General features: G+C 70.1%; 20 protein-coding genes. 6 read left to right on the top strand and 14 right to left on the bottom strand.

Translation table 11 applies throughout. The features are described from left to right. Positions 1-110: 110 nt before the first annotated feature. The 3 genes from cysE to JJI54_RS26120 are packed head-to-tail and all read right to left on the bottom strand — an operon-like array spanning position 111 to position 2,442. Positions 111-770 carry a serine O-acetyltransferase gene (gene cysE / locus JJI54_RS26130; RefSeq protein WP_203076346.1) on the bottom strand — a complete coding sequence of 220 codons (660 nt, stop codon included), beginning with the start codon at positions 768-770 and terminating at the stop codon, positions 111-113. 7 nt (positions 771-777) lie between these two features. Beyond that, positions 778-1,797 (bottom strand): cysteine synthase A, encoded by a 1,020-nt coding sequence (locus tag JJI54_RS26125; protein WP_203076345.1) that lies wholly within the window; start codon positions 1,795-1,797, stop codon positions 778-780. Positions 1,798-1,812: 15 nt separating this feature from the next. After that, positions 1,813-2,442: a peroxiredoxin gene (locus tag JJI54_RS26120; RefSeq protein WP_203076344.1), complete on the bottom strand. Its 630-nt coding sequence runs from the start codon at positions 2,440-2,442 to the stop codon at positions 1,813-1,815. 200 nt (positions 2,443-2,642) lie between these two features. Here JJI54_RS26120 and JJI54_RS32455 point away from each other — a divergent pair, with 200 nt between their 5' ends. Genes JJI54_RS32455 through JJI54_RS26110 form a run of 3 tightly spaced genes read left to right on the top strand, consistent with a single transcriptional unit; the run spans position 2,643 to position 4,760 of the window. Next, positions 2,643-3,071, top strand: coding sequence for a VOC family protein (locus JJI54_RS32455; protein WP_226382119.1), 429 nt, complete (start codon positions 2,643-2,645; stop codon positions 3,069-3,071). After that, the gene (locus JJI54_RS26115) at positions 3,064-4,080 is read left to right on the top strand and encodes a DUF2891 domain-containing protein (protein ID WP_318987586.1); all 1,017 of its coding nucleotides are present in this window, start codon (positions 3,064-3,066) and stop codon (positions 4,078-4,080) included. Before JJI54_RS32455 ends, JJI54_RS26115 begins: the two co-directional genes overlap by 8 nt. Further along, positions 4,077-4,760 (top strand): DJ-1/PfpI family protein, encoded by a 684-nt coding sequence (locus tag JJI54_RS26110; RefSeq protein WP_203076342.1) that lies wholly within the window; start codon positions 4,077-4,079, stop codon positions 4,758-4,760. Before JJI54_RS26115 ends, JJI54_RS26110 begins: the two co-directional genes overlap by 4 nt. Positions 4,761-4,799: 39 nt before the next feature. Here the strand turns inward: JJI54_RS26110 and JJI54_RS26105 are convergent, their stop codons facing one another. From JJI54_RS26105 to JJI54_RS26075, 7 genes are all read right to left on the bottom strand, one after another. Then, entirely contained in the window at positions 4,800-7,142 is a 2,343-nt protein-coding gene (locus JJI54_RS26105) for a calcium-binding protein (RefSeq protein WP_203076341.1), read from the bottom strand. 147 nt (positions 7,143-7,289) lie between these two features. Further along, complete coding sequence (locus JJI54_RS26100; RefSeq protein WP_203076340.1) at positions 7,290-7,784, bottom strand: GAF domain-containing protein; 495 nt, start codon at positions 7,782-7,784, stop codon at positions 7,290-7,292. Then, positions 7,781-8,677: a branched-chain amino acid ABC transporter permease gene (locus tag JJI54_RS26095; protein WP_203076339.1), complete on the bottom strand. Its 897-nt coding sequence runs from the start codon at positions 8,675-8,677 to the stop codon at positions 7,781-7,783. Before JJI54_RS26095 ends, JJI54_RS26100 begins: the two co-directional genes overlap by 4 nt. Then, positions 8,677-9,546: a branched-chain amino acid ABC transporter permease gene (locus tag JJI54_RS26090; RefSeq protein WP_203076338.1), complete on the bottom strand. Its 870-nt coding sequence runs from the start codon at positions 9,544-9,546 to the stop codon at positions 8,677-8,679. Before JJI54_RS26090 ends, JJI54_RS26095 begins: the two co-directional genes overlap by 1 nt. Then, positions 9,546-10,751 carry an ABC transporter substrate-binding protein gene (locus JJI54_RS26085; protein ID WP_203076337.1) on the bottom strand — a complete coding sequence of 402 codons (1,206 nt, stop codon included), beginning with the start codon at positions 10,749-10,751 and terminating at the stop codon, positions 9,546-9,548. The genes JJI54_RS26090 and JJI54_RS26085 overlap by 1 nt, the downstream gene beginning before the upstream one ends. Positions 10,752-10,783: 32 nt before the next feature. Further along, entirely contained in the window at positions 10,784-11,497 is a 714-nt protein-coding gene (locus JJI54_RS26080; protein ID WP_203076336.1) for an ABC transporter ATP-binding protein, read from the bottom strand. Next, on the bottom strand, positions 11,494-12,270 hold the full coding sequence (locus tag JJI54_RS26075; protein ID WP_203076335.1) for an ABC transporter ATP-binding protein: 777 nt from the start codon (positions 12,268-12,270) through the stop codon (positions 11,494-11,496). Before JJI54_RS26075 ends, JJI54_RS26080 begins: the two co-directional genes overlap by 4 nt. A 101-nt stretch (positions 12,271-12,371) precedes the next feature. On the opposite strand from JJI54_RS26075, the gene JJI54_RS26070 reads away from it, so the two are divergent. Next, positions 12,372-12,947, top strand: a complete 576-nt coding sequence (locus tag JJI54_RS26070) for a phosphonate degradation HD-domain oxygenase (protein WP_203076334.1) — start codon at positions 12,372-12,374, stop codon at positions 12,945-12,947. Positions 12,948-13,225: 278 nt separating this feature from the next. Here the strand turns inward: JJI54_RS26070 and JJI54_RS26065 are convergent, their stop codons facing one another. Further along, a complete protein-coding gene (locus JJI54_RS26065; protein ID WP_203076333.1) occupies positions 13,226-13,840 on the bottom strand; it encodes a nuclear transport factor 2 family protein in 615 nt (204 codons plus the stop codon). Positions 13,841-13,955: 115 nt separating this feature from the next. Here JJI54_RS26065 and JJI54_RS26060 point away from each other — a divergent pair, with 115 nt between their 5' ends. Both JJI54_RS26060 and JJI54_RS26055 read left to right on the top strand, forming a co-directional pair. Next, positions 13,956-14,942: a tripartite tricarboxylate transporter substrate-binding protein gene (locus JJI54_RS26060; protein WP_203076332.1), complete on the top strand. Its 987-nt coding sequence runs from the start codon at positions 13,956-13,958 to the stop codon at positions 14,940-14,942. Between the two features lie 12 nt (positions 14,943-14,954). Continuing rightward, positions 14,955-15,560 carry a nitroreductase family protein gene (locus JJI54_RS26055; RefSeq protein ID WP_203076331.1) on the top strand — a complete coding sequence of 202 codons (606 nt, stop codon included), beginning with the start codon at positions 14,955-14,957 and terminating at the stop codon, positions 15,558-15,560. A gap of 51 nt (positions 15,561-15,611) precedes the next feature. On the opposite strand, the gene JJI54_RS26050 is transcribed toward JJI54_RS26055, so the two are convergent. From JJI54_RS26050 to JJI54_RS26040, 3 genes are read right to left on the bottom strand one after another with little or no spacing between them, the layout of a single operon-like run. Further along, a complete protein-coding gene (locus JJI54_RS26050) occupies positions 15,612-16,928 on the bottom strand; it encodes an aspartate aminotransferase family protein (protein ID WP_203076330.1) in 1,317 nt (438 codons plus the stop codon). A gap of 28 nt (positions 16,929-16,956) precedes the next feature. Beyond that, a complete protein-coding gene (locus tag JJI54_RS26045; protein ID WP_203076329.1) occupies positions 16,957-18,102 on the bottom strand; it encodes a CaiB/BaiF CoA transferase family protein in 1,146 nt (381 codons plus the stop codon). A 4-nt stretch (positions 18,103-18,106) separates the two neighbouring features. After that, positions 18,107-19,267, bottom strand: coding sequence for a M24 family metallopeptidase (locus JJI54_RS26040; protein ID WP_203076328.1), 1,161 nt, complete (start codon positions 19,265-19,267; stop codon positions 18,107-18,109). Between the last annotated feature and the right edge of the window lies 1 nt (position 19,268).

Here is a 19,268-nt window from a genome sequence, read left to right as displayed (position 1 = left end):
GCATCATGGTCTCGGTGCTGGTCATGTTACTTCTCAATGGCTGGCGGTCCAGGGTCCCCTTGGACCCTGGCGAGGGGGTAAAGGGGGAGCAGAGCTCCCCCTTTGAGCCACTACACCCCCTCCCGCTGCGCGTTCCTCAACGCGCCGAGTTCCGCGCGCAGCAGCGCGATTTCCGCCCGCATGGCCGCGAGCTGTTCGCCCACGGGGTCCTCATCCGCCGTGCCGAGGCCGTAGCCGATGGAGGGGTCCTGGCAGGGCTGGCCGCGGGGCGGGCGGGCGGGGATGCCGACGACGGTGCAGCCCGGCGTCACATCCGCCACGACCACGGCATTGGCGCCGACGCGGGCGCCGCGGCCGATGCGGATCGGGCCCAGCACCTGCGCGCCGGCGCCGATCGTCACCTTGTCCCCGATCGTCGGGTGCCGCTTGCCGGGCTGGCCGGACAGGCCGCCGAGCGTCACGGAGTGGTAGATCAGCACGTCGTCGCCGACCTCCGCCGTCTCCCCGATCACCACGCCCATGCCGTGGTCGATGAAGAGGCGGCGGCCGATGGTGGCGCCGGGATGGATCTCGATGCCCGTCAGGAAGCGAGCGATGTGGGAGGAGAGCCGCGCGACGCCGCGCAGCCCCATCCGCCACAGCGCATGGGACAGGCGGTGCCACAGCACGGCGTGCAGGCCGGCATAGCAGAGCATCGCCTCCAGCCATCCCGGCCGCGCGGGATCGCGTTCGCGGATGGTGCGGGCGAGTTCGACGATTTCGAGCGCCATGGCCGCGCTACTCCAGCCAGGACGGCACGGGCAGGCCGCGTTCGCGCAGGAAGTCCGGGTTGAAGAGCTTCGACTGGTAGCGCGCGGCGCCGTCGCAAAGGATGGTCACCACCGTGTGGCCCGGGCCGAGGTCGCGGGCCACCTTGATGGCGGCGGCGACGTTGAGGCCGGCGCTGCCGCCGACGGAAATGCCTTCATGCATCTGCAGGTCGAAGACCTCCGCCAGCGCCTCCGCATCGCTGACATTCACGGCGTCATCGATGAAGTCCCGCGCGGCGGCGAGGTTGCCGGGGGCGCGGGCGGCCTGGCCGATGCCTTCCGTGATCGAATTGCCTTCCGCCTTGAAGGTGCCGGTGCGGACCCAGGAGGCGAGCGCGCTGCCATCCGGATCGGCCAGGGTGATGCGGAGCTTCGCGTTGCGCGCCTTCAGCGCGCGGGCCACGCCGGCCAGCGTGCCGCCGGTGCCGCAGGCGCAGGTGAAGGCATCGATGCGGCCGCCGGTCTGGTCCCAGATCTCCGGCCCCGTGGTCGCCTCATGCGCCGCCGCGTTCGCCTGGTTGTCGAACTGGTTGGCCCAGACCGCACCCATCTCCTCCGCCAGGCGCTTCGAGACATGGACGTAGTTGCCGGGATCGCTGAAGGGCTTGGGGGCGACCAGGCGGAGGTCGGCGCCGATCATGCGGAGGTAGTCGAGCTTCTCCCTCGACTGCGTCTCCGGCACCACGATCACGCTGCGCCAGCCCATGGCATTGGCGGCGAGTGCGATGCCGATGCCGGTATTGCCGGCCGTGCCTTCCACGATCGTGCCGGGCTGGCCGGGCACCAGCTGGCCGCGCGCCACGGCATCCTGCAGGATGCCGAGCGCCGCGCGGTCCTTCACGCTGCCGCCCGGGTTCATGAATTCCGCCTTGCCGAGGATCTCGCACCCCGTGGCGGCGGAGGCGCGCTTCAGGCGGATCAGGGGCGTGCGGCCGACCGCGCCCCAGAAGCCGTCAGCCACGCCGGTTTGCGCTGCGCCCCCGTCCATGACCGGTCCCCTTCCCTACTTCACATCCACCCAACGCAGATAGGGGCGGTCCGTCTTCCAGCCCTGCGGGAAAAGGCCCTTGGCCTGTTCGTCGCTGATGGCGGGCGGGATGATGGCCTTGCCGCCCGGCCGCCAGTTCACCGGCGTCGCCACCTTGGCGCGGTCGGTCAGCTGCAGGCTGTCGATCACGCGGATGATCTCGTCGAAGTTCCGGCCCGTGCTGGGCGGATAGACCATGAACAGCCGCACCTTCTTGTTCGGATCGATGACGAAGACGGTGCGGACGGTGATGGCGGGATCGGCTTCCGGATGCACCATGCCGTAGAGCGCGGCGACCTTCTTCTCGGGATCCGCGATCATGGGGAAGTTGACCGCGGTGCCCTGCGTATCCGCGATATCGGCGTCCCAGCCCGCATGGCGGTCGAGCGTATCGACGGACAGGCCGATGACCTTCACGCCGCGGGCATCGAATTCCGGCTTCAGGCGCGCCGTCTCCCCGAGTTCGGTGGTGCAGACCGGGGTGAAGTCCTTCGGGTGGCTGAACAGCACGCCCCAGGAGGAGCCGAGCCATTCATGGAAGCGGATCGTGCCCTGGGTGGTCTCAGCCTCGAAATCCGGGGCGACCTGGCCGAGCTGGATGGTCATGCGACTGCGTCTCCTGCGCGGGCAAGGGCCCGCCTTGTGGCCTGCGGGCACGGGCCCGTCTTGTGGCAGGATAAGGGCATTGCGGGGGGCTGTTCCAACGGGGGAGTTGGGGCGGTTCCGGCTGCGCGCGGGATCGTGCATGCTTCCCACGCATGGCCACGCCGCTTGCGTTCCACGGGCGAGGCCCACAGGAGATGATGATGGCATCCGACGCCGCTGACGGGGCAGGAATTTTTATCGAGCAGAATGTGGTCTGGCTCTACACGGAGAACCTGGACCGGCTGGCCGCCTTCTACCGCGACGTGATCGGGCTGAAGCAGGTGCTGGACCAGGGAATCTGCCGGGTGTTCCAGGTGAGCCCGACGGGGTTCCTCGGCGTCTGCAACAAGCCCGGCCGGCCGCTCGGCACCAAGGGGATGGTGTTCACCTTCCTGGTCGAGGATGTCGAGCGCGCCTACGAACACTACAAGGCGCGGGGCATCGAGTTCGACGGGCCGCCGCATGTCTCCGGCGGCAAGACCGTCTATTCCTGCTTCTTCCGCGACCCCGAGGGCTATCTGCTGGAGTTCCAGGAATTCAACGACCCGCGCTGGCCCTATCCGGAGGGGCGTGGGCCGCGCCGTGGCTGAGCGGCTGGACGAGGCGCTGGCGGAGCGCCTGGCGCGGATCGCGCTGGGCCATGTGGGCCAGGAATGGCCGCAGAAGCTGGACCATGTGCTGACGGGGCCGGCGGACCTGGTCGCGCCTTCCGTCCTGCATCCGGTGTTCCATGGCAGCTTCGACTGGCATTCCTGCGTGCATGCGCATTGGATGCTGGCGCGGCTGCTGCGGCGCTTTCCTCGGCTGCCGAGCGCGGGGGCGATCGCGGCGCGCTTCGACGCGGCCTTCACGGAGGCGGGGGTGGCGGCGGAATGCGCCTACCTCGCCCGGCCCTCCTCGCGGGGCTTCGAGCGGCCCTATGGCTGGGCCTGGCTGCTGAAGCTGCAGGCGGAGCTGGATGCGCTGCCGAACCCCGTCTGGGGCGCCAGGCTGGCGCCGCTGGCGGACATCTTCGCGGCGCGGTTCCGGTCGCACCTGCCGATGGCGGACTATCCCTCCCGCGCCGGCATGCACACCAACACCGCCTTCGCGCTGATGCTGGCCGCCGATTGGGCGGAGGCGCAGGACCCGGCGCTGCTGGCGCTGATGCGGGAGACGGCCTGGCGCTGGCATGGGGAGGACCGGGATGCGCAGGCCTGGGAGCCTTCCGGCGAGGATTTCCTCTCGCCCACGCTGATGGAGGCGGCTTGCCTGGCGCGGCTGCTGCCGCCGGACCGCTTCGCGCCCTGGTTCGACCGCTTCCTGCCCTGGATCGGCGCGCGGAAGCCGGCCGCGCTGTTCACGCCAGCCCGCGTCAGCGACCGCACGGATGGGCGGATCGCGCATCTGGACGGGCTGAACCTGTCCCGCGCCTGGTGCTGGCGCATCCTGGCGGGGACGCTGCGCGGCGCGGATATGCGCCGCGCGGTGATGGAGGAGACGGCGCAAGCGCACCTGGCCGCGTCCATGCCGCATCTCGACGACCACTACATGGGCGGGCACTGGCTGGCGAGTTTCTGCCTGTTGGCGCTGGATGAGGTGAGGGAAACCACGGCATGAGCGAGCGGTTCAGGATCCTCTTCGTCATCTATCCCGGGATGACGCAGCTGGACTTCACCGGGCCGCACCAGTTCCTGAGCCGCCTGCCGGGCGGCGAGGTGCTGGTGGCGAGCCCGGCCGGCGGCGCGGTGCCGGCGGATGGCCTCGTCTTCGGGGACACGCTGCCCATCGCCTCGGTCGATCGCTGCGACCTGATCTGCATCCCGGGCGGCGGCGGCGCGACGGTGGTGGCGCAGGACCAGGATTTCCTGGCCGAGGTGCGGCGGCTGGCGGCGGGGGCGCGCTACGTCACCTCCGTCTGCACGGGCGCCTTCGTGCTGGGGGCGGCGGGGCTGCTGAAGGGGAAGCGCGCCACCACCCATTGGGCCTGGCATGATCTGCTGCCGCTGTTCGGCGCGATCCCCGTCGCGGAGCGCGTGGTGCGGGACGGCAACCTCATCACCGGGGGCGGCGTGACGGCGGGGATCGACTTCGCGCTGACCGTGCTGGCGGAGATCGCGGGGGAGGAAGCGGCGCAGGCCGTGCAGCTCGGCCTGGAATACGCGCCGGCGCCGCCCTTCCAGGCCGGGAGTGCGGCGACCGCGCCCGCCGCGGTGCTGGCGCGGGTACAGGCGGTGAATGCGCGGATGGCGCCGAAGCGCCGGGCGGAAGCGGAAGAAGCCGCCGCCCGGCTGGGGTAGCCCTGCCCGGTTGGATGCCGATGGCGGGGGTGTGAGCCGCTACCAGATGACAAGGAACAGGGGTGCTTCCCTGAACTGCAGGATCAGGTCGGCCACGGCGTCGCCATCCAGGTCCAGGCTCCAGGTCAGGGAGTCGCGCGGGGCAACGGCTTCGCCCGGCGTTCCGGTCAGGGCATCGACCTCCCTGAAGTTGTCGTCCTCCGCGGTCAGGGGATTGGCATCGATGCCCGAGAGATCGAGGCCGTCGCCAAAGCTGCCGGTCGCGTCCAGCAGGATGGTGGCGGCCGAGGGCGCCAGCGGGTCCCAGGCGAAGTCGATGACGTAGCTGTTGGCGCCATCCCCACCATCCAGCGTGTCGCCGGCGCCACCCACCAGCGTGTCGAAGCCGTCGCCACCGATGAGCAGGTCGGCGCCGTCGCCGCCCACCAGGCTGTTGCTGCCGCCATGGCCGCGCAGGGTGTCGTTCCCGCCGTCACCCTCGATCGTGTCGTTCGCGGTGCCGCCGATGAGGGAATCGTCATCGTCACCGCCCGAGAACACCGCGCTGCCAGTGCCGGCGATGAGGGTGTCCGCCCCCTCCTGCCCCTGGATCGTCGCGGCCTGGGCACCGAGCAGGATACGGTCATCCTGTGATGACAGCGTCGCGTCCACGCTCTCGATCCCCAGGATGCGGCCACCGATGCCGTCCACCTGGAAGGCGCCGCTGGGCTGACGGAGATCGGCCCGGACGGCCGCCTCGCCCATGTCGAGCACCAGCAGGTCGTTGCCGTCGCCACCATCGACGCGCGCGGCGAAGCCGTGCACTTCGATGGTGTCGGCACCCTCCCCGCCCATCGCGGTATCGACGCCGCCTGTCAGGGTCGGCGCGCCTTCGTAATAGCCGCCGACATCGGCATCGACGATGAGGAGGTCGTCTCCCGCCCCGCCGATCAAGCGGTCCGCGCCATCGCCGCCCAGCAGCGTATCCGCGCCTTCGCCACCATCCAGCCGGTCCGCGCCGAGTTCGCCGCGCAGTTCATCGGCATCGTCGCCACCGCGCAGCGTGTCGGAGCCCTCATGGCCGAGCAGGGTATCCTGGCCAGTGTCGCCGGAGAGCACATCCCCGGCCAGGCCTGCCTGGATCGAGTCATCGCCACCGCGGCCGGACAGCGTCTGCGCCAGCGTGCCGCCACTGCCGAACACGGTGTCGGCGCCCGCACCGCCGATGACGGTATCGGAACCCCTCCGCGTGTTGACCGCGAGGCCGATATCGCCCAGCAGCACGCGGTCATTGCCGTCGCTGGTGCGGATGGTGAAGTCCTCGAACCCGCGGATCACGCCGCCGATGCCGCCGGCGCTGTAGGTGCCGCCACCGGTGGTCGCGATGGAGCGCAGGTTCAGCACCACGCCGCCCTCCATGCGGCGCAGATCGAGGTCGAGACTGTCGAATCCCGCACCTGCATCAAGAAGACCGACGAGATTGTTCACGACGAAGGTGTCGTCGCCGGTCTCGCCACGCGCCGTCACGGTGCTGGCGCTGGTGTTCCTGGTGGAGCCGAGGACGAAGACGTCATTCCCCTGGCCCCCGCGCAACAGGTCATGGCTGCCGGCAATCGTCTCCCCGGCTTCTGTCAGGGTGTCGGCGCCCTCATAGGCCAGCAGCGTGTCGCTGCCGGCGCCGCCATTCATGCTGTCGTTCCAGCCCGTGCCGGCGGTGGTGTCACGGCCGCCCTTGATGAGGTCGTTCCCCTCCTGCCCGAAGATGTGCGTGCCGGCGGTGTCGCCCGTCAGGATGGTGTCAGCGCCCTGGCCGGCCTGGATGCTCAGGATGCCTTCGAAATTGTCGAAGGTGCTGGTGACGCCGCGCTGCCGGATGATGCCGGTACCGCCCTGCCAGGCCTGCCGCAGGTCGATCCAGAGGTTGTCCAGCACGCCGGGGAACAGGATGTGGACGAGGTCGAACCCCGCGCCGCCATCGGCCTCGGCCTGCGTGATCGGGTTCCAGCCCCCAAGGGTCGAGGAGACCGATTGCAGCAGGATCTGGTCATCCCCCTCCCCGCCCATCAGCGTGTCCCGGCCCGCGCTGCCCTGGCCGCCGGGTTCGTGCCGGGCCTCCAGGATGTCATCGCCCAGGCCACCGATCAGGCTGTCGCTGCCCCATTCGCCGCGCAACACGTCGTCGCCATCGCCGCCATCCAGCGTGTCGTCGCCCGCATCGCCAGAGATGATGCCGATGCGGTGGTCGCCGGCGATGTCGTCGCGGCCGTCACCACCCTCGATCGAATCATTGCCGCCATAGCCGCTGAGCAGGTCGTTGCCGTCCCCGCCCTGGATCAGGTCGCCATCGGGGCTGCCGATGATGTTATCGTCATCGGGCGATCCCGAAATCAGCGTGAAGGACATCCGTGAGGCACTCCGCGGGGCGCGCGAAGCGGATCATGGATGGGGCGGATGCAACAATGCGGTGGGCGGTGCCCTACCGAAAATTAACTTTGTTCGCGGGCCGATGGAGCGGGGGGAGCGTGTGCCCCCCCCCCCCCGCCGAGCGTCTCAGCCCTCCGCGATCACCTTCAGCAGGCCCGGCACGGCCAGGGCGGCGAAGTGCTGGGCCAGCGCGACATGGCCGCGGCCATACCAGCCGCGTTCATGCAGCAGGTTGATGGTGCCGATGCTGGTGCCGTTCCAGCGGACGGGGACGTTCAGCACGCTCTCGCAGCCCAGGCTGCGGATGAGTTCGTGGTCGAAGAAGACGTCGCTGATATCGGCGTAGTTGTAGCCGATATAGGGCACGCCCTCCCCCAGCACCGTGTTGAACCAATGCGTCGGGTTGATCGGCTTGCGGCCGCCGATCGGGTAGGCGTCCGGCATGTTGGAATAGTAGCGCTGGCTTTCCTTCGCGCCGGGATGGATGACCAGGATGGTGAAGAGCTTGTGGCCGATGGTGGCGCCCATCGCCTGGTCCAGCGCGGCGAAGAGCGCCTGGGGCTGGCCAGGCGCCGCGGTGGCGGCGACGACGGAGGCGAGGGCTTCGGTGGCGGTGGTCATGCCTTGGTTCTCGTTCTTTCGGGGATCAGTCCCTGCGGCCGGAAGCGCAGCAGCAGGATGAGCGTCAGCGCGATGGCGCCTTCGCGAAGGGCGGCCTTCTGCACGGGCGTGACACCCGGGATCTCGGCCGCGATGAAGCGCGTGCCCTCGATCAGGGCGATCAGGAAGATCGCGCCGATGATGGCGCCGCGCATGGAGCCGACGCCACCGGCGGTGAGTGCCAGGACGATGTAGATGGTCAGCAGCGGCGCGAAGCTCTCCGGCGCGATGAAGGCGTTGTAGTGGGCGTAGAGCGCGCCGGCCGCGCCCAGCACCGCGGCGCCGGTGACGAAGGCGCGGACCTTGAACCACAGCACCGGCTTGCCGGCGACGGCGGCGACATCCTCATCCTCCCGGATCGCGCGCAGCACGCGGCCGAAGGGGGAATGGGAGGCGCGGGAGAGGAGGTAGAAGCCCACCGCCACGGCGGTCCAGACGATGCCGAGGAAGATCAGGTTGAACTGCTGCGGCGTGACCAGGCCGCGCCAGGGGCCGGGGATGCCGCTGATGCCATCCGTGCCGTTGGTCAGCCAGATCTCGTTGGAGGCGACCAGGCGGATGACCTCCGCGAAGCCAAGGGTCACGATGGCGAGGTAGTCGCCCCGCAGCCGCGCCACGATCAACGCCATGATGCCGCCGGCGATGGCGGCGATGGTGGCGCCGGACAGCCAGCCGAGCGGCATGGGCAGCCCGGCCTTGGTGGTCAGCAGGGCGGAGGCATAGGCGCCGAGGCCGAAGAAGCCGACCAGGCCCAGATTGACCATGCCGGTCAGGCCCCAGATCACGTTCAGCCCCAGCGCCATCAGCGCGTAGAAGCCGGCGAAGACCAGCATGGCGACGAGGTAGGCTTCCATCAGTTGCGCCCCCCGAGAATCCCCTGCGGTCGGAAGGTCAGCACCAGCAGGATGGCGAGGAAGGCGGTGACGGTGCGGTAGGCCGGTTCCAGCACGACGCCGGCCAGTTCCTCGCCCACGCCGACCACCATCGCACCCAGCGCCGCGCCGGGGATGGAGCCGAGGCCGCCGACCACGGCGGCGGCGAAGACGGAGAGCACGACGCGGAAGCCGGTCAGCGGGTCGATCGAGGTGTCGATGCCGATCAGCATGCCGCCCACCCCCGCCAGCCCCGCGCCGATGAAGACGGCGACGCGCGCGATGCGGTTGGGATCGACGCCCTTGATGTCCGCCAGCACGGGATTGTCGGCCACCGCGCGCATGGCGCGGCCGAGCCGCGTGAAGGCGAGCAGGGTGAAGAGGCTGCCGGCGGCGATGATGGCGTAGCCGGTGTTCTGCAGCTGCTGCGGGTTCACGCGAATGCCGTCGAAGCGCCAGTCGCGCAGGATCGCCAGGTCATAGCCGCGCAGGCTGTTGCCGAAGGCGAAGCGGATGATGTTCTCCAGCAATATGGTGATGGCGACGGAGGCGATGGCGACCGTCAGCGGCCCCGCCGGGCGCAGCGGCTTCAGGGCCACCTCCTCCGACAGCAGCCCGACCGCCGCCGCGGCCAGGAAGGCGATGGGCAGCGCGGCCACGACCGGCAGGCCGAATTGCACATTGGCGATCCAGCCCGCGAAGGCGCCGAAGGTGCAGAAGCCCGCCACCGCGAAGTTGGGGTAGCGCAGTACGGCGAAGATGCAGTTGAAGCCGATGGCGGGCAGCATCAGCACGCTGCCCGCCATGACGCCGTTGAGAAGGACCTGGGCGAGGTCGCGCCAATCCTCCATCAGACCAGTTCGAGCAGCCGGAAGCGCCCGTTCTCCGCGACCTCGTAGCGGAACTTGGTGCCCTGGATGTCGCCACGCTCGTCGAAGGAGACGGGGCCGGAGGCGCCTTCGTAGTTCACCGCGCCGCCGGCGGCGATCAGGCGGAGGCCGTCGGTGACGTTGTCCACCTTCTCCCCATCGCCCTGGCTGATGCGGCGGACATTGTCGCGGATGGCGGTGCCCGTCGCCTCCCCCGCCTGCGCGGCGGCGAGGATGGCGAGCGTCGCGTGGTCGTTGGTCTGGGCGGAGTAGGGATCGACCTCGACATTGCCGAAGCGGTTCTTCAGGCGGTTGAAGGCGCCGCTGTCGAGGTCCGGGCTTGGCTGGAAGGTGATGAGGCCGTTCGTCACCTCGTTCGGCAGGGACTGGAAGGTGGTGGCGTTGGCGGCATAGGCGAAGGTGAAGCGCCGGCCCTCGAAGCCCGCGCGGAAGAGTTCGCGCAGCAGGATCGTCACGTCCGGCAGGTAGCCGTTCAGCATGACGGTGTCGGAGCGGCTGCGCATGATCTGGTCCACCTCCGACCGGAAGGCGGTCTTGTCACGCTCATAGACGATGTAGCCGGAGACGGCGCCGCCGGCGGCGCGGAACTTCTCCGCCATCACGTCCTGGCTGGACTGCGCGAAGGGGGATTGCGCCGCCAGGTGGAAGACGCGGCGGGCACCCTTGCCCAGCAGGTAGTCGCAGGCGGTGCTGATCTGCAGCCGGCTGTTGGGCTGGGTGCGGAAGATGTAGCCCTGGTGCGGCAGCAGGGTGATGCTGTCGGCGCCGGAGACGGTGAAGAGGCTGACGCGGTTCTCCCAGCACAGCGGGGCCACGGCCGTGGTGCTGGCGCTGGCCCAGGTGCCGATGATGCAGGAGGCGCGGTCGACGTCGATCAGCTTGCGGGCGCCGCGGACGGCGGCATCCGGGTTGGTCTGGTCGTCTTCCGCCACCACGCGGATCTGGCGGCCGCGGATGCCGCCGGCGGCGTTCGCTTCCTCCACCACGCCCTGCACGGCGCGCAGCATGGCGGGGCCATAGGGGCCGCCCGCGCCGGTCAGCGGCGGCAGCACGCCGAAGGTGACGGGCGCGCCTTGCGCCGCCAGCTTGCCGCCGATGGCGAAGGAGGAGAGCGCGCCGGCGGTGCCGAGCAGCGCGGCGCGGCGGTTGAGGCTGAAAATCGTCATCCCAGTCTTTCCCCTGTTGTTGGTTGCGTGGTTCAGCCGCCCAGGAACAGGCGGCGCACTTCCGGATCGGCGGCCAGCGCCGCGGCTTCGCCCGTGCGGGCGACGCGGCCATCCACCAGCACGATGCCTTCCTCCGCGATGGCGAGTGCCTCCAGCGCGTTCTGCTCCACCATCAGGATGGCGGTGCCTTCCTGGTGGATGGCGGCGATGCCGTCGAAGAGCGATTCGGCCGCCTTGGGCGAGAGGCCGGCGGAGGGTTCGTCCAGCAGCAGCAGCTTCGGCTCCACCATCAGCGCCATGCCCATGGCGAGGATCTGGCGCTGGCCGCCCGACAGCGTCCGCGCGGCGCGGCGGCGCTTCTCCGCCAGGATGGGGAAGCGGGTGAACAGCGCCTCGACCCGCCGCGCGACGGTGGCGCGGGGCTCCAGGTAGCCGCCCATCTCCAGGTTCTCCCGCACCGAGAGGCTGCCGAAGACGTTGGATTCCTGGGGCACGAAGGCGATGCCGCGGGCGGCGACGCCGCGGGGCGGCAGGCCGGTCAGCACCTCGCCGGCCAGGCGCACCTGCCCGGCCTTGAGCTTCACCAGCCCCGCGATGGCCTTGAGGAAGGTGGATTTGCCCGCGCCGTTGGGGCCGACGATCGCGGCCATGCGGCGCGGCGCCAGGCTGACGGTGATGCCCTTCAGGATCTCATCGGCCGCGCCATAGCCGCCGACGACGCCCTCGGCTTCCAGCAGCGCCGTCACGCGTGCACCGCCCTTCGGCCCATATAGGCTTCCTGCACGCGCGGGTCGTTGGCCACCTGCTCGAAGCTGCCCTCCATCAGCGGGCGGCCTTCCGCCATGACGATGACGGGGTCGCAGAGGCTGGCGACGAAATCCATGTGGTGCTCGACGATCAGCACCGTCATGCCCTCATCGCGGAGGTGCGCGATATGGGTCGCGATCTCGGCGGAGAGGGTCGGGTTCACGCCGGCCACGGGTTCATCCAGCAGCAGCAGCCGGGGCTGGGCCATCAGGGCGCGGCCGATCTCCATCAGCTTCTTCTGGCCGCCGGAGAGCGCGGCGGCCGGATTGTCCAGCACCCGCGCCAGGTTGAGGCGGGCGGCGACGCTGCGCGCCTTCTCCCGCAGCTCCTCCTCCCGCCGCTTCTGCGCGGGGGTCGCCAGGAAGGCGGTCAGCACCGATTCGCCGGGCTGGGCCTGGCCGTAGAGAAGAAGATTTTCCAGCACCGTCAGGCGCGGGATGCCGCGGGCGATCTGGAAGCTGCGGACCAGGCCCGCGCCCGTGATGCGGTCCGGCCGCCAGCCCGTGATGTCCTGGCCGTTGAAGCGCACCGTGCCGGAATCGGGCCTGATGACGCCCGAGATGCACTGGAAGGCGGTGGATTTGCCGGCGCCGTTGGGGCCGATCAGCGCCGTGACGGTGCCTTCCCGCACCGTCAGGTCCAGCCCGGCCAGCGCCACCACGCCGCCGAAGCGGCGCGCCAGGCCGCGCACCTCGAGGATCGATCCCGTCATGGCGGCGGACGCTACACGGGCGATTTACAAACAGAAAGCCGGTCATTTACGCGCCATGATGCAGTGCGGCATCATCGGCAGGGCCGATGCAGGAGAGCCCCATGGAAAGTCGGTTGACAGCAGACCCCCGCCTGGCGGCGATCGAGACGATGCTGGAGCAGCGGGCCGACGGCAATTACGGCCTGCATGAGATCACGCAGAAGCAGCACGCGCTGCAGGCCGCCATGTTCGCGGAACAGCGCGGCTGTCCCGAGGCCCTGGTGGTGGCGGCCCTGCTGCATGATGTCGGCCACCTCGTGCATGACCTCGGCGAGAATCCCGCCGAGCAGGGCATCGATGACCGGCATGAGGAGCTGGGCGCCGCCTGGCTGGCCCGGCATTTCGGGCCGGAGGTGGCGGAGCCGGTGCGGCTGCATGTCGCCGCCAAGCGCTTCCTCTGCGCGACGGAGGCCGACTATTTCGGCAAGCTGTCCCCGGACAGCGTGCTGAGCCTGTCGCTGCAGGGCGGGCCCATGTCCGCCGAGGAAGTCGCGGCGTTCCGCGCCAACCCGCAGCACGAAGCGGCGGTGGTGCTGCGCCGCTTCGACGAGGAAGCCAAGGTCACGGGGCTGGCGACGCCGCCCGTGGCGCATTTCCTGCCGATGGTGGCGCGGCAGCTGCGGCCGGGGCCGGCATAGGCCGGGCCTCCGCCGAGGGCCGGTGCAGCGCCATTTCCGCCGCCGCCTGGGCCATCACCGCGCTGCGCAACAGGCCCGAGGCGAGCAGGCGCTCACGCCGGAAATCCTGTTCAGTCATACCCGTCTTCCTTCTCAACCCCGGGGCTTCCTGCCCCGTCCCGCCCCGACTCCCGGGGCGGGCCCGCAACGCTTCTGCCGGGCTTTCGTGTCATCCCCTCGGCAAGCGGTTGACGTAAGGGTGACATGGGAAGCGCTTACGAAGTGTTTAAGGGCGGCGGCTATTCTTCCCAGCCCGGCGCCTCCCCCGCCAGCCAGCGGCGCCCGGCGGCATAGAGGGCCTGGACGCGGTCGCCCTTCAGCCCGGGCATGTCCGTCTTCACCTCATAGCCGATCTGGGTCTGGAGATAGGCGAGGTGGCGGTAGCCCTCCGGGAAGCGGGCCAGCAGGGCGGGGTCCAGGCTGAGCTTCGCCGCCGGGTCCACCGGGTCCATCCGGTCCTTCTCGTAGATGGGCTGGCGCAAGACGATTCCCCATTTGCCATCCCGCTCCTCGATGAAGTCGTGGAAGCGGCCGGTGCAGACGACATCGACCAGCACGCCATGCACCTCCGCCCGCTGGCTGATGGTCATCTTGGTCTGGGCGATGGCGCGGTGGCCGTTCAGATCGACCGAGCAGCCGCCGAGGAAATGCAGGATCGAGACGCCCTTGGCCCAGCCGGCCTTGGACGCCTCGATGAACTGGGCGGCGGGGGCCTGGCACCAGGTGGCGAACATGCGGCCGTCATCGTGCCAGCAGGTGGCGAAGCGGTCCCAATCCCCGGCATCGCGCCAGACGGCCCAGTTCTGCACGAGTTCGGCGACCTGGAGGCGGCGGAGGAGAAGCGCGTCTGACATCGGGGTGGGCTCCGTGGTGGGGCGGACGGGATGTTTCGGCCTTGACGGGCCTGCCCCGTACCGTAGGAGGACGCTTAACAAACGATTGCACGCCACTTGGCAAGGAGGTTCCGCCATGGTCCACCCCGCGCGCCTTTCCCGCCGCGCCCTGATGGCGGCGGGCGCCACGCTGGCCGCGGCCCCTGCCCTGGCCCAGCCCCGCTGGCCGGACCGGCCGGTGCGCTTCCTGCAGGGTTTCGCGGCCGGCGGGACGACGGACATCGTGGCGCGGCTGATCGCCCCTTCCATGGCGGCCGCCTTCGGCCAGCCGGTGGTGGTGGAGAATCGCGCGGGCGCGGGCGGGACCCTGGCGGCGGAGGCGCTGGCGCGGTCCACCGACGGCCACACCCTGATGCTGCTGAACAACGGCTTCGCCGTTTCCGCCGCGCTGTACCGCCGCCTGCCCTATGACCCGCGGGCGGATATCGAACCCATCGCCATGGTCGCCTCCATCGGCCTGGTGCTGCTGGCCGGTACCGGGCCGGAGGCGCCGGCGGACCTGGCCGACCTGGTGCGGCGGGCGAAGGCGCGGCCGGAGCAGATCAACGTCGCGACCGTCGGCGTCGGCAGCACGCAGCATTTCGTGGCGGAAGCCATCCAGGCGGCCGGCGATTTCCGGCTGATGCACATCCCCTATCGCGGCACGCCCGCCGCCATCGTGGCGCTGCGCAACAACGAGGTGCAGGTGGTGAGCGAGACGGCCTCCGCCGTGCTCGGCCAGATCCGGGGCGGCGAGGTGCGCGCGCTGGCCATCACGTCGCGCACCCGGTCGCCCCTGCTGCCGGAGGTGCCGACGGTGGCGGAGGCGCTGGGTCGTCCTGACTTCGATATCGAGACATGGTATGCCCTTGGTGCACCAGCACGAACGCCTCCCAGCGTGGTGGAGCGCATCACCGAGGTCGCGCGCGGCATGCATGCCGACGCCACGCTGCGGGCCAGGCTCGGTGAGCTGGGGCTGGCGGCGCGGGAGCCGGGAACCCCGGCCGAGACCCGCGCCACGGTGCATGCCGAAATCGCACGCTGGGCCGAGGTGATCGAGCGGACCCGCATGGAACGACAGTAAGGAACCCTCCCCATGTCCGATCGCAACGCGCCTGCCGCGCACCCCATCCATCCGCTGATCGCCACGCGGCACAGCCCGCGCGCCTACACCGACGCGCCGGTGACGGCGGAGCAGCTGGCCTCCATCCTGGAAGCCGGCCGCTGGGCGGCGTCCTGCTTCAACGAGCAGCCCTGGAACTTCGTCGTGGCGCGCCGCGACGCGGATCCGGAGGCCTTCGCGACGCTGCTCGGCCTGCTGGGGCCGTTCAACCAGGTCTGGGCGAAATATGCCGGCGCGCTGGTGATCACGGTGGCCCGCAAGGTCTTCACCGGCAACGGCAACCCGAATGCGGTCGCCTATTACGACCTGGGCCAGGCGGCGGCGAACATGGTGCTGCAGGCGGCCTCCATGGGCCTCGCTTCCCGCCAGATGCGCGGCTTCGACGTGGAGCGGGCGCGGGTGGAGCTGGGCGTTCCCGCCGATAACGACCCCGTCTCCGCCATCGCCTTCGGCGTGCCGGGGGATGCGGCCACGATCCTGCCGCCGGATGTGGCGGCGAAGGAAGGGCTGCCGCGGGTGCGCAAGCCGATCGGCGAGTTCTCGCATGTCGGCAAGTTCGGGGTGAGCTTCGGGGGCTGAGGCCACCGCTCCCTCCCCCGCGCTTGCGGGGGAGGGTTGGGGTGGGGGTCCTCAGCCCACCGCCGCGCGGATCAGGTCGGCGCGGATCTCGAAAAGGTCGTCCATGGCGGCGAGGAAGCCGGCGCGCTCCCCGGCGCCGACCGCCAGCGACAGGGCGATCATGCCGCGGCGGGCGATGTAGAAGCCGCGATCCAGCAAATCGAGGAACAGCAATTCCTTCAGCGGCTGGTTCATCGCATTGGCCTCCGCCGCGTTGCGGGGCACGGCATGGCCGAAATGGAAGGCCATCATGCTGCCGCGGCCCGTGACCAGCATGGGCACGCCATGCTTCGCGGCCAGCGCGTTCAGCGCATCCCGCAGCGCATCGCCATTCGCGTTGTGCGTGACGGCGACATCGGGCGTGTAGATCTCCGACAGCGCGGCGATGCCGGCGGACATGGTCAGGGTGTTGTTGTTGAAGGTGCCGGCATGGGGGATCGCATCCGGCCGGCGCGGATCGAAGATCGCCATCAGCGACTCGCGCCCACCGAAGGCGCCGAAGGACATGCCGCCGCCGATGTATTTCCCCAGTGTCGTCATGTCCGGCATCACGCCGGTGGCGTCCTGCAGGCCGCCGGGGGCGAGGCGGCTGGTCATCACCTCGTCGAAGATCAGCACGGCGCCGGTCTCGGTCGCGACATCGCGGAGCGCCTGGAGGAAGGCGGGGGTCGCGGGGATGCAGCCGCCGCCGCCCAGCATCGGCTCCAGGATGATGGCGGCGAGGTCGGGGGCGTTGGCGCGGGCCATGGCGAGCGCGGCGTCCACGTCATTGTAGGGGGCGACGACCGTCTTGTGCGGCACGTTGATCGGGTTGCCGCCGCCGGCGAAGGTCATCAAGCCGCCATGGTAGCCGCCATCGAAGCCCATGATGGTCTTGCGGCCTGTGGCGATGGTGGCGGTGGCCAGCGCCAGCAGATTGGCTTCCGTGCCGGAATTGGTGAAGCGCACCCGCTCCACCGAGGGGAAGCGGGCGCAGACGAGTTCGGCGAAGCGGCCCTCGAAGCGGTTATGCGCCGTCAGGTTCACGCCGCCATCCAGCGCGCGCAGCACGGCGGCGCGGATGGCGGGATGGGAATGGCCGAAGAGGCCGGCGGTGAATTCGCCGATCATGCTGACGACGCGATGGCCGTCGATATCCGTCAGCAGGCAGCCCTCCCCCTTCTCCGCCGTGAAGGGAAAGGGGCCGTGGAACAGGACGGATCGCGTGTTGCCGCCGGGCATGACGGCCAGGCTGTCCCGGTGCTGCGCCGCGCTGGCGGGGCGCGCGGCCGCATACTGCTCCCGCGCCTCGACCAGCGCGTCTTCGAGCATGGCATTGCGGCCGGACATGGCGGGCTCCTCGTCGATTCGAGAAAACCTATTCCGCGGCGGCGCGGGCCGGAAGGGTGGCGCGGATGGCGGCACCGTGTTCGTCGAGCCTCGGCGCCGCGGCGCGGACCGCGGGTGGCGTGGCGGAGAGGTGGAAGGGCGTGGCGAGCGTCGCGCGGATGCCCTCCGCGGCGCCCGGGATCGGCGCCAGCACGCCGATGGCCTGCGCCTGGGGGTGGGCCAGCGCCTCGTCGTAGGACAGCACCGGCTCGGCCGGGATGCCGGCTTCCTCCAGCGCGGCCAGCCAATGGGCGCGCGGCTTCTCCGCCAGGCGCCCGGCGATGATGGCGACCAGCGCGGCGTTGTTGGCGACGCGGTCGGCATTGGTGGCGAAGCGCGGATCGGCGGGCAGGTCCGGCGCGCCGATGATGGCGCAGAAACGCGGCCAGAAATTGGGCTGGGAGGCGCCGATCGTCATCCAGCCATCGGAGGCCTGGAAGGCGCGGTAGGGCGAGGTGCCGCGATGGGACTGGCCGAGGCGTTCGGGCCTGGTGCCCAGCGCCAGCACATGCGCGGCCTCATAGACGCCGAGCGAGAGGGCGGAGGCGAAGAGGCAGGCTTCCACCCGCTGCCCCTGCCCCGTCGCGTGGCGGGCATTGAGGGCGGCGAGGATGGCGATGGCGCAGTGCTGCCCCGCCGTCAGGTCGCTGATGGCGATGGGCAGGCGGTGGGGCTCGCCCTCCGCCGGGCCGTTGCCGGCCATGAGGCCCGCCATGCCCTGCGTCATCAGGTCGAAGCCGCCATGGCCGGCCCAGGGGCCGGTCTGCCCGAAGCCGGAGATGGAGGCGAGGATGAGGCGGGGATGCGCGGCGTGCAGCGCCTCCCACCCCAGGCCCATGCGGTCCAGCGTGCCGGGGCGCATGTTCTCCACCAGCACATCGGCGCGCGCGATCAGGGCGCGCAGCGTCTCCGCTTCCTTCTTCGCATCCAGCACGATGCTGCGCTTGTTGCGGTTCCAGATGTCGAAGGGGGCCGAGCGCCCATCGACGAAGGGCGGCATGCCCCGCGCATCGTCGCCGCCCGGCCGCTCCACCTTGATGATGTCGGCGCCGAGGTCGCCGAGCAGCATGGTGCAGTAGGGGCCGGAGAGATGCGTCGAGAGATCGACGACCGTGATGCCGGCAAGCGCGGTCATCGCGTCAGACCTTCACGATCAGCTCTCTCGGACAATCCTTCGTCCAGTGGTCGTTGGCGGTCGCGCCGACATGGAAGGTTTCCTCCGTGTGGTGGCGGACGCCGTCGCAATAGTAGCTGTATTCGACGCAGAGGACGCTGTCGGGCTCCACCACCGTGCGGTTCACGGCGTTCATGCGCGGCTGCTCGTGGCTGCCGAGGCCGATGCCGTGGCCGAGGAATTCGCGCGGGAATTTCTCGACATGCTTGCTGATGTGCTTGTAGCCGCGGTCGAAGATCTCGCCACCCGTGACGCCGGGGCGGATCCAGGCGCAGAGTTCCAGCTGCACCTCGTTCAGCCATTTCCAGATGTCCTGCTGGCGCTGGCTGGCGGTGCCGATGAAGTAGCTGCGGACGAAATCGGCGGAGTAGCCGAGCACCTGCGCGCCCATGTCCACCTTTACGAAATCCCCGTGCCGCAGCGTATAGCCGCGGGGGAACGGGTCATGCGCCGCGAAGGAATTGGCGGGGCCGGCGCCGATATTGATGAAGTTCACCGCCGTGGCGCCTTCCTGCAGCATCGTCAGGCAGGCGGCGCGATGGAGGTCGTTGTCGGTGGCGCCGGGGCGGATGGCGGCGCGGAAGGCGGCGTGGGCCTTGACCGTGATCTCGGTGGCCAGCTTCAGGCGGCGGATCTCCTCCGGCGTCTTCACCATGCGGACCATCTCCATGTCGAAGGAGATGTCCTCGATCGTGTTGCCGGCGAGGATGCCGTCGAGCAGGGTGCGGAAGCCGCTGGTGAGGTTGTCGCCCTCCGTGCCGACGCGCATGCCTGTCACGCCGCGCTCGGCCAGGATGGCCTTCGCCGCGCCGGCGAAGTCCTCGTAGAAATGCGTGTCCACATCTGTAAAGAATTCCGCCATGGCGTAGGCGCGGACATCCTCGATCCAGGTCAGCGTCATCGCCAAATGGAGGTCCACGGCGGGGACGACGAAGGCGGGCTTCTTCGCGGGATCGCGGAAGTAGAAGACGCAGAAGGGGCGATAGCCGAGGTTGCCGCCATTGTGGAAGAACTCGCTGATGTAGCGCGAATTCTCCACGCCCCGCACGATGACGAGGTCGAGGCCCTTGCGGTCCATCATGGCGCGCATCCGCGCCTCGTTGAAGATGGTGGGGGTGCGCGGCATT

Source organism: Falsiroseomonas ponticola (genome assembly GCF_016805305.1).
Taxonomy (GTDB): Bacteria; Pseudomonadota; Alphaproteobacteria; order Acetobacterales; family Acetobacteraceae; genus Falsiroseomonas; species Falsiroseomonas ponticola.
The sequence above is the reverse complement of the archived record's forward strand: the minus strand, read 5'-3'. Positions and strand labels throughout refer to the sequence as shown.

Bases quoted from the DNA above. Each gene is read 5' to 3' on its own strand.
- cysE (WP_203076346.1), bottom strand. From the start codon at position 770: ATGGCGCTCGAAATCGTCGAACTCGCCCGCACCATCCGCGAACGCGAT.
- JJI54_RS26125 (WP_203076345.1), bottom strand. From the start codon at position 1,797: ATGGACGGGGGCGCAGCGCAAACCGGCGTGGCTGACGGCTTCTGGGGC.
- JJI54_RS26120 (WP_203076344.1), bottom strand. From the start codon at position 2,442: ATGACCATCCAGCTCGGCCAGGTCGCCCCGGATTTCGAGGCTGAGACC.
- JJI54_RS32455 (WP_226382119.1), top strand. From the start codon at position 2,643: ATGGCATCCGACGCCGCTGACGGGGCAGGAATTTTTATCGAGCAGAAT.
- JJI54_RS26110 (WP_203076342.1), top strand. From the start codon at position 4,077: ATGAGCGAGCGGTTCAGGATCCTCTTCGTCATCTATCCCGGGATGACG.
- JJI54_RS26105 (WP_203076341.1), bottom strand. From the start codon at position 7,142: ATGTCCTTCACGCTGATTTCGGGATCGCCCGATGACGATAACATCATC.
- JJI54_RS26100 (WP_203076340.1), bottom strand. From the start codon at position 7,784: ATGACCACCGCCACCGAAGCCCTCGCCTCCGTCGTCGCCGCCACCGCG.
- JJI54_RS26095 (WP_203076339.1), bottom strand. From the start codon at position 8,677: ATGGAAGCCTACCTCGTCGCCATGCTGGTCTTCGCCGGCTTCTACGCG.
- JJI54_RS26090 (WP_203076338.1), bottom strand. From the start codon at position 9,546: ATGGAGGATTGGCGCGACCTCGCCCAGGTCCTTCTCAACGGCGTCATG.
- JJI54_RS26085 (WP_203076337.1), bottom strand. From the start codon at position 10,751: ATGACGATTTTCAGCCTCAACCGCCGCGCCGCGCTGCTCGGCACCGCC.
- JJI54_RS26075 (WP_203076335.1), bottom strand. From the start codon at position 12,270: ATGACGGGATCGATCCTCGAGGTGCGCGGCCTGGCGCGCCGCTTCGGC.
- JJI54_RS26070 (WP_203076334.1), top strand. From the start codon at position 12,372: ATGGAAAGTCGGTTGACAGCAGACCCCCGCCTGGCGGCGATCGAGACG.
- JJI54_RS26065 (WP_203076333.1), bottom strand. From the start codon at position 13,840: ATGTCAGACGCGCTTCTCCTCCGCCGCCTCCAGGTCGCCGAACTCGTG.
- JJI54_RS26060 (WP_203076332.1), top strand. From the start codon at position 13,956: ATGGTCCACCCCGCGCGCCTTTCCCGCCGCGCCCTGATGGCGGCGGGC.
- JJI54_RS26055 (WP_203076331.1), top strand. From the start codon at position 14,955: ATGTCCGATCGCAACGCGCCTGCCGCGCACCCCATCCATCCGCTGATC.
- JJI54_RS26050 (WP_203076330.1), bottom strand. From the start codon at position 16,928: ATGTCCGGCCGCAATGCCATGCTCGAAGACGCGCTGGTCGAGGCGCGG.
- JJI54_RS26045 (WP_203076329.1), bottom strand. From the start codon at position 18,102: ATGACCGCGCTTGCCGGCATCACGGTCGTCGATCTCTCGACGCATCTC.
- JJI54_RS26040 (WP_203076328.1), bottom strand. From the start codon at position 19,267: ATGCCGCGCACCCCCACCATCTTCAACGAGGCGCGGATGCGCGCCATG.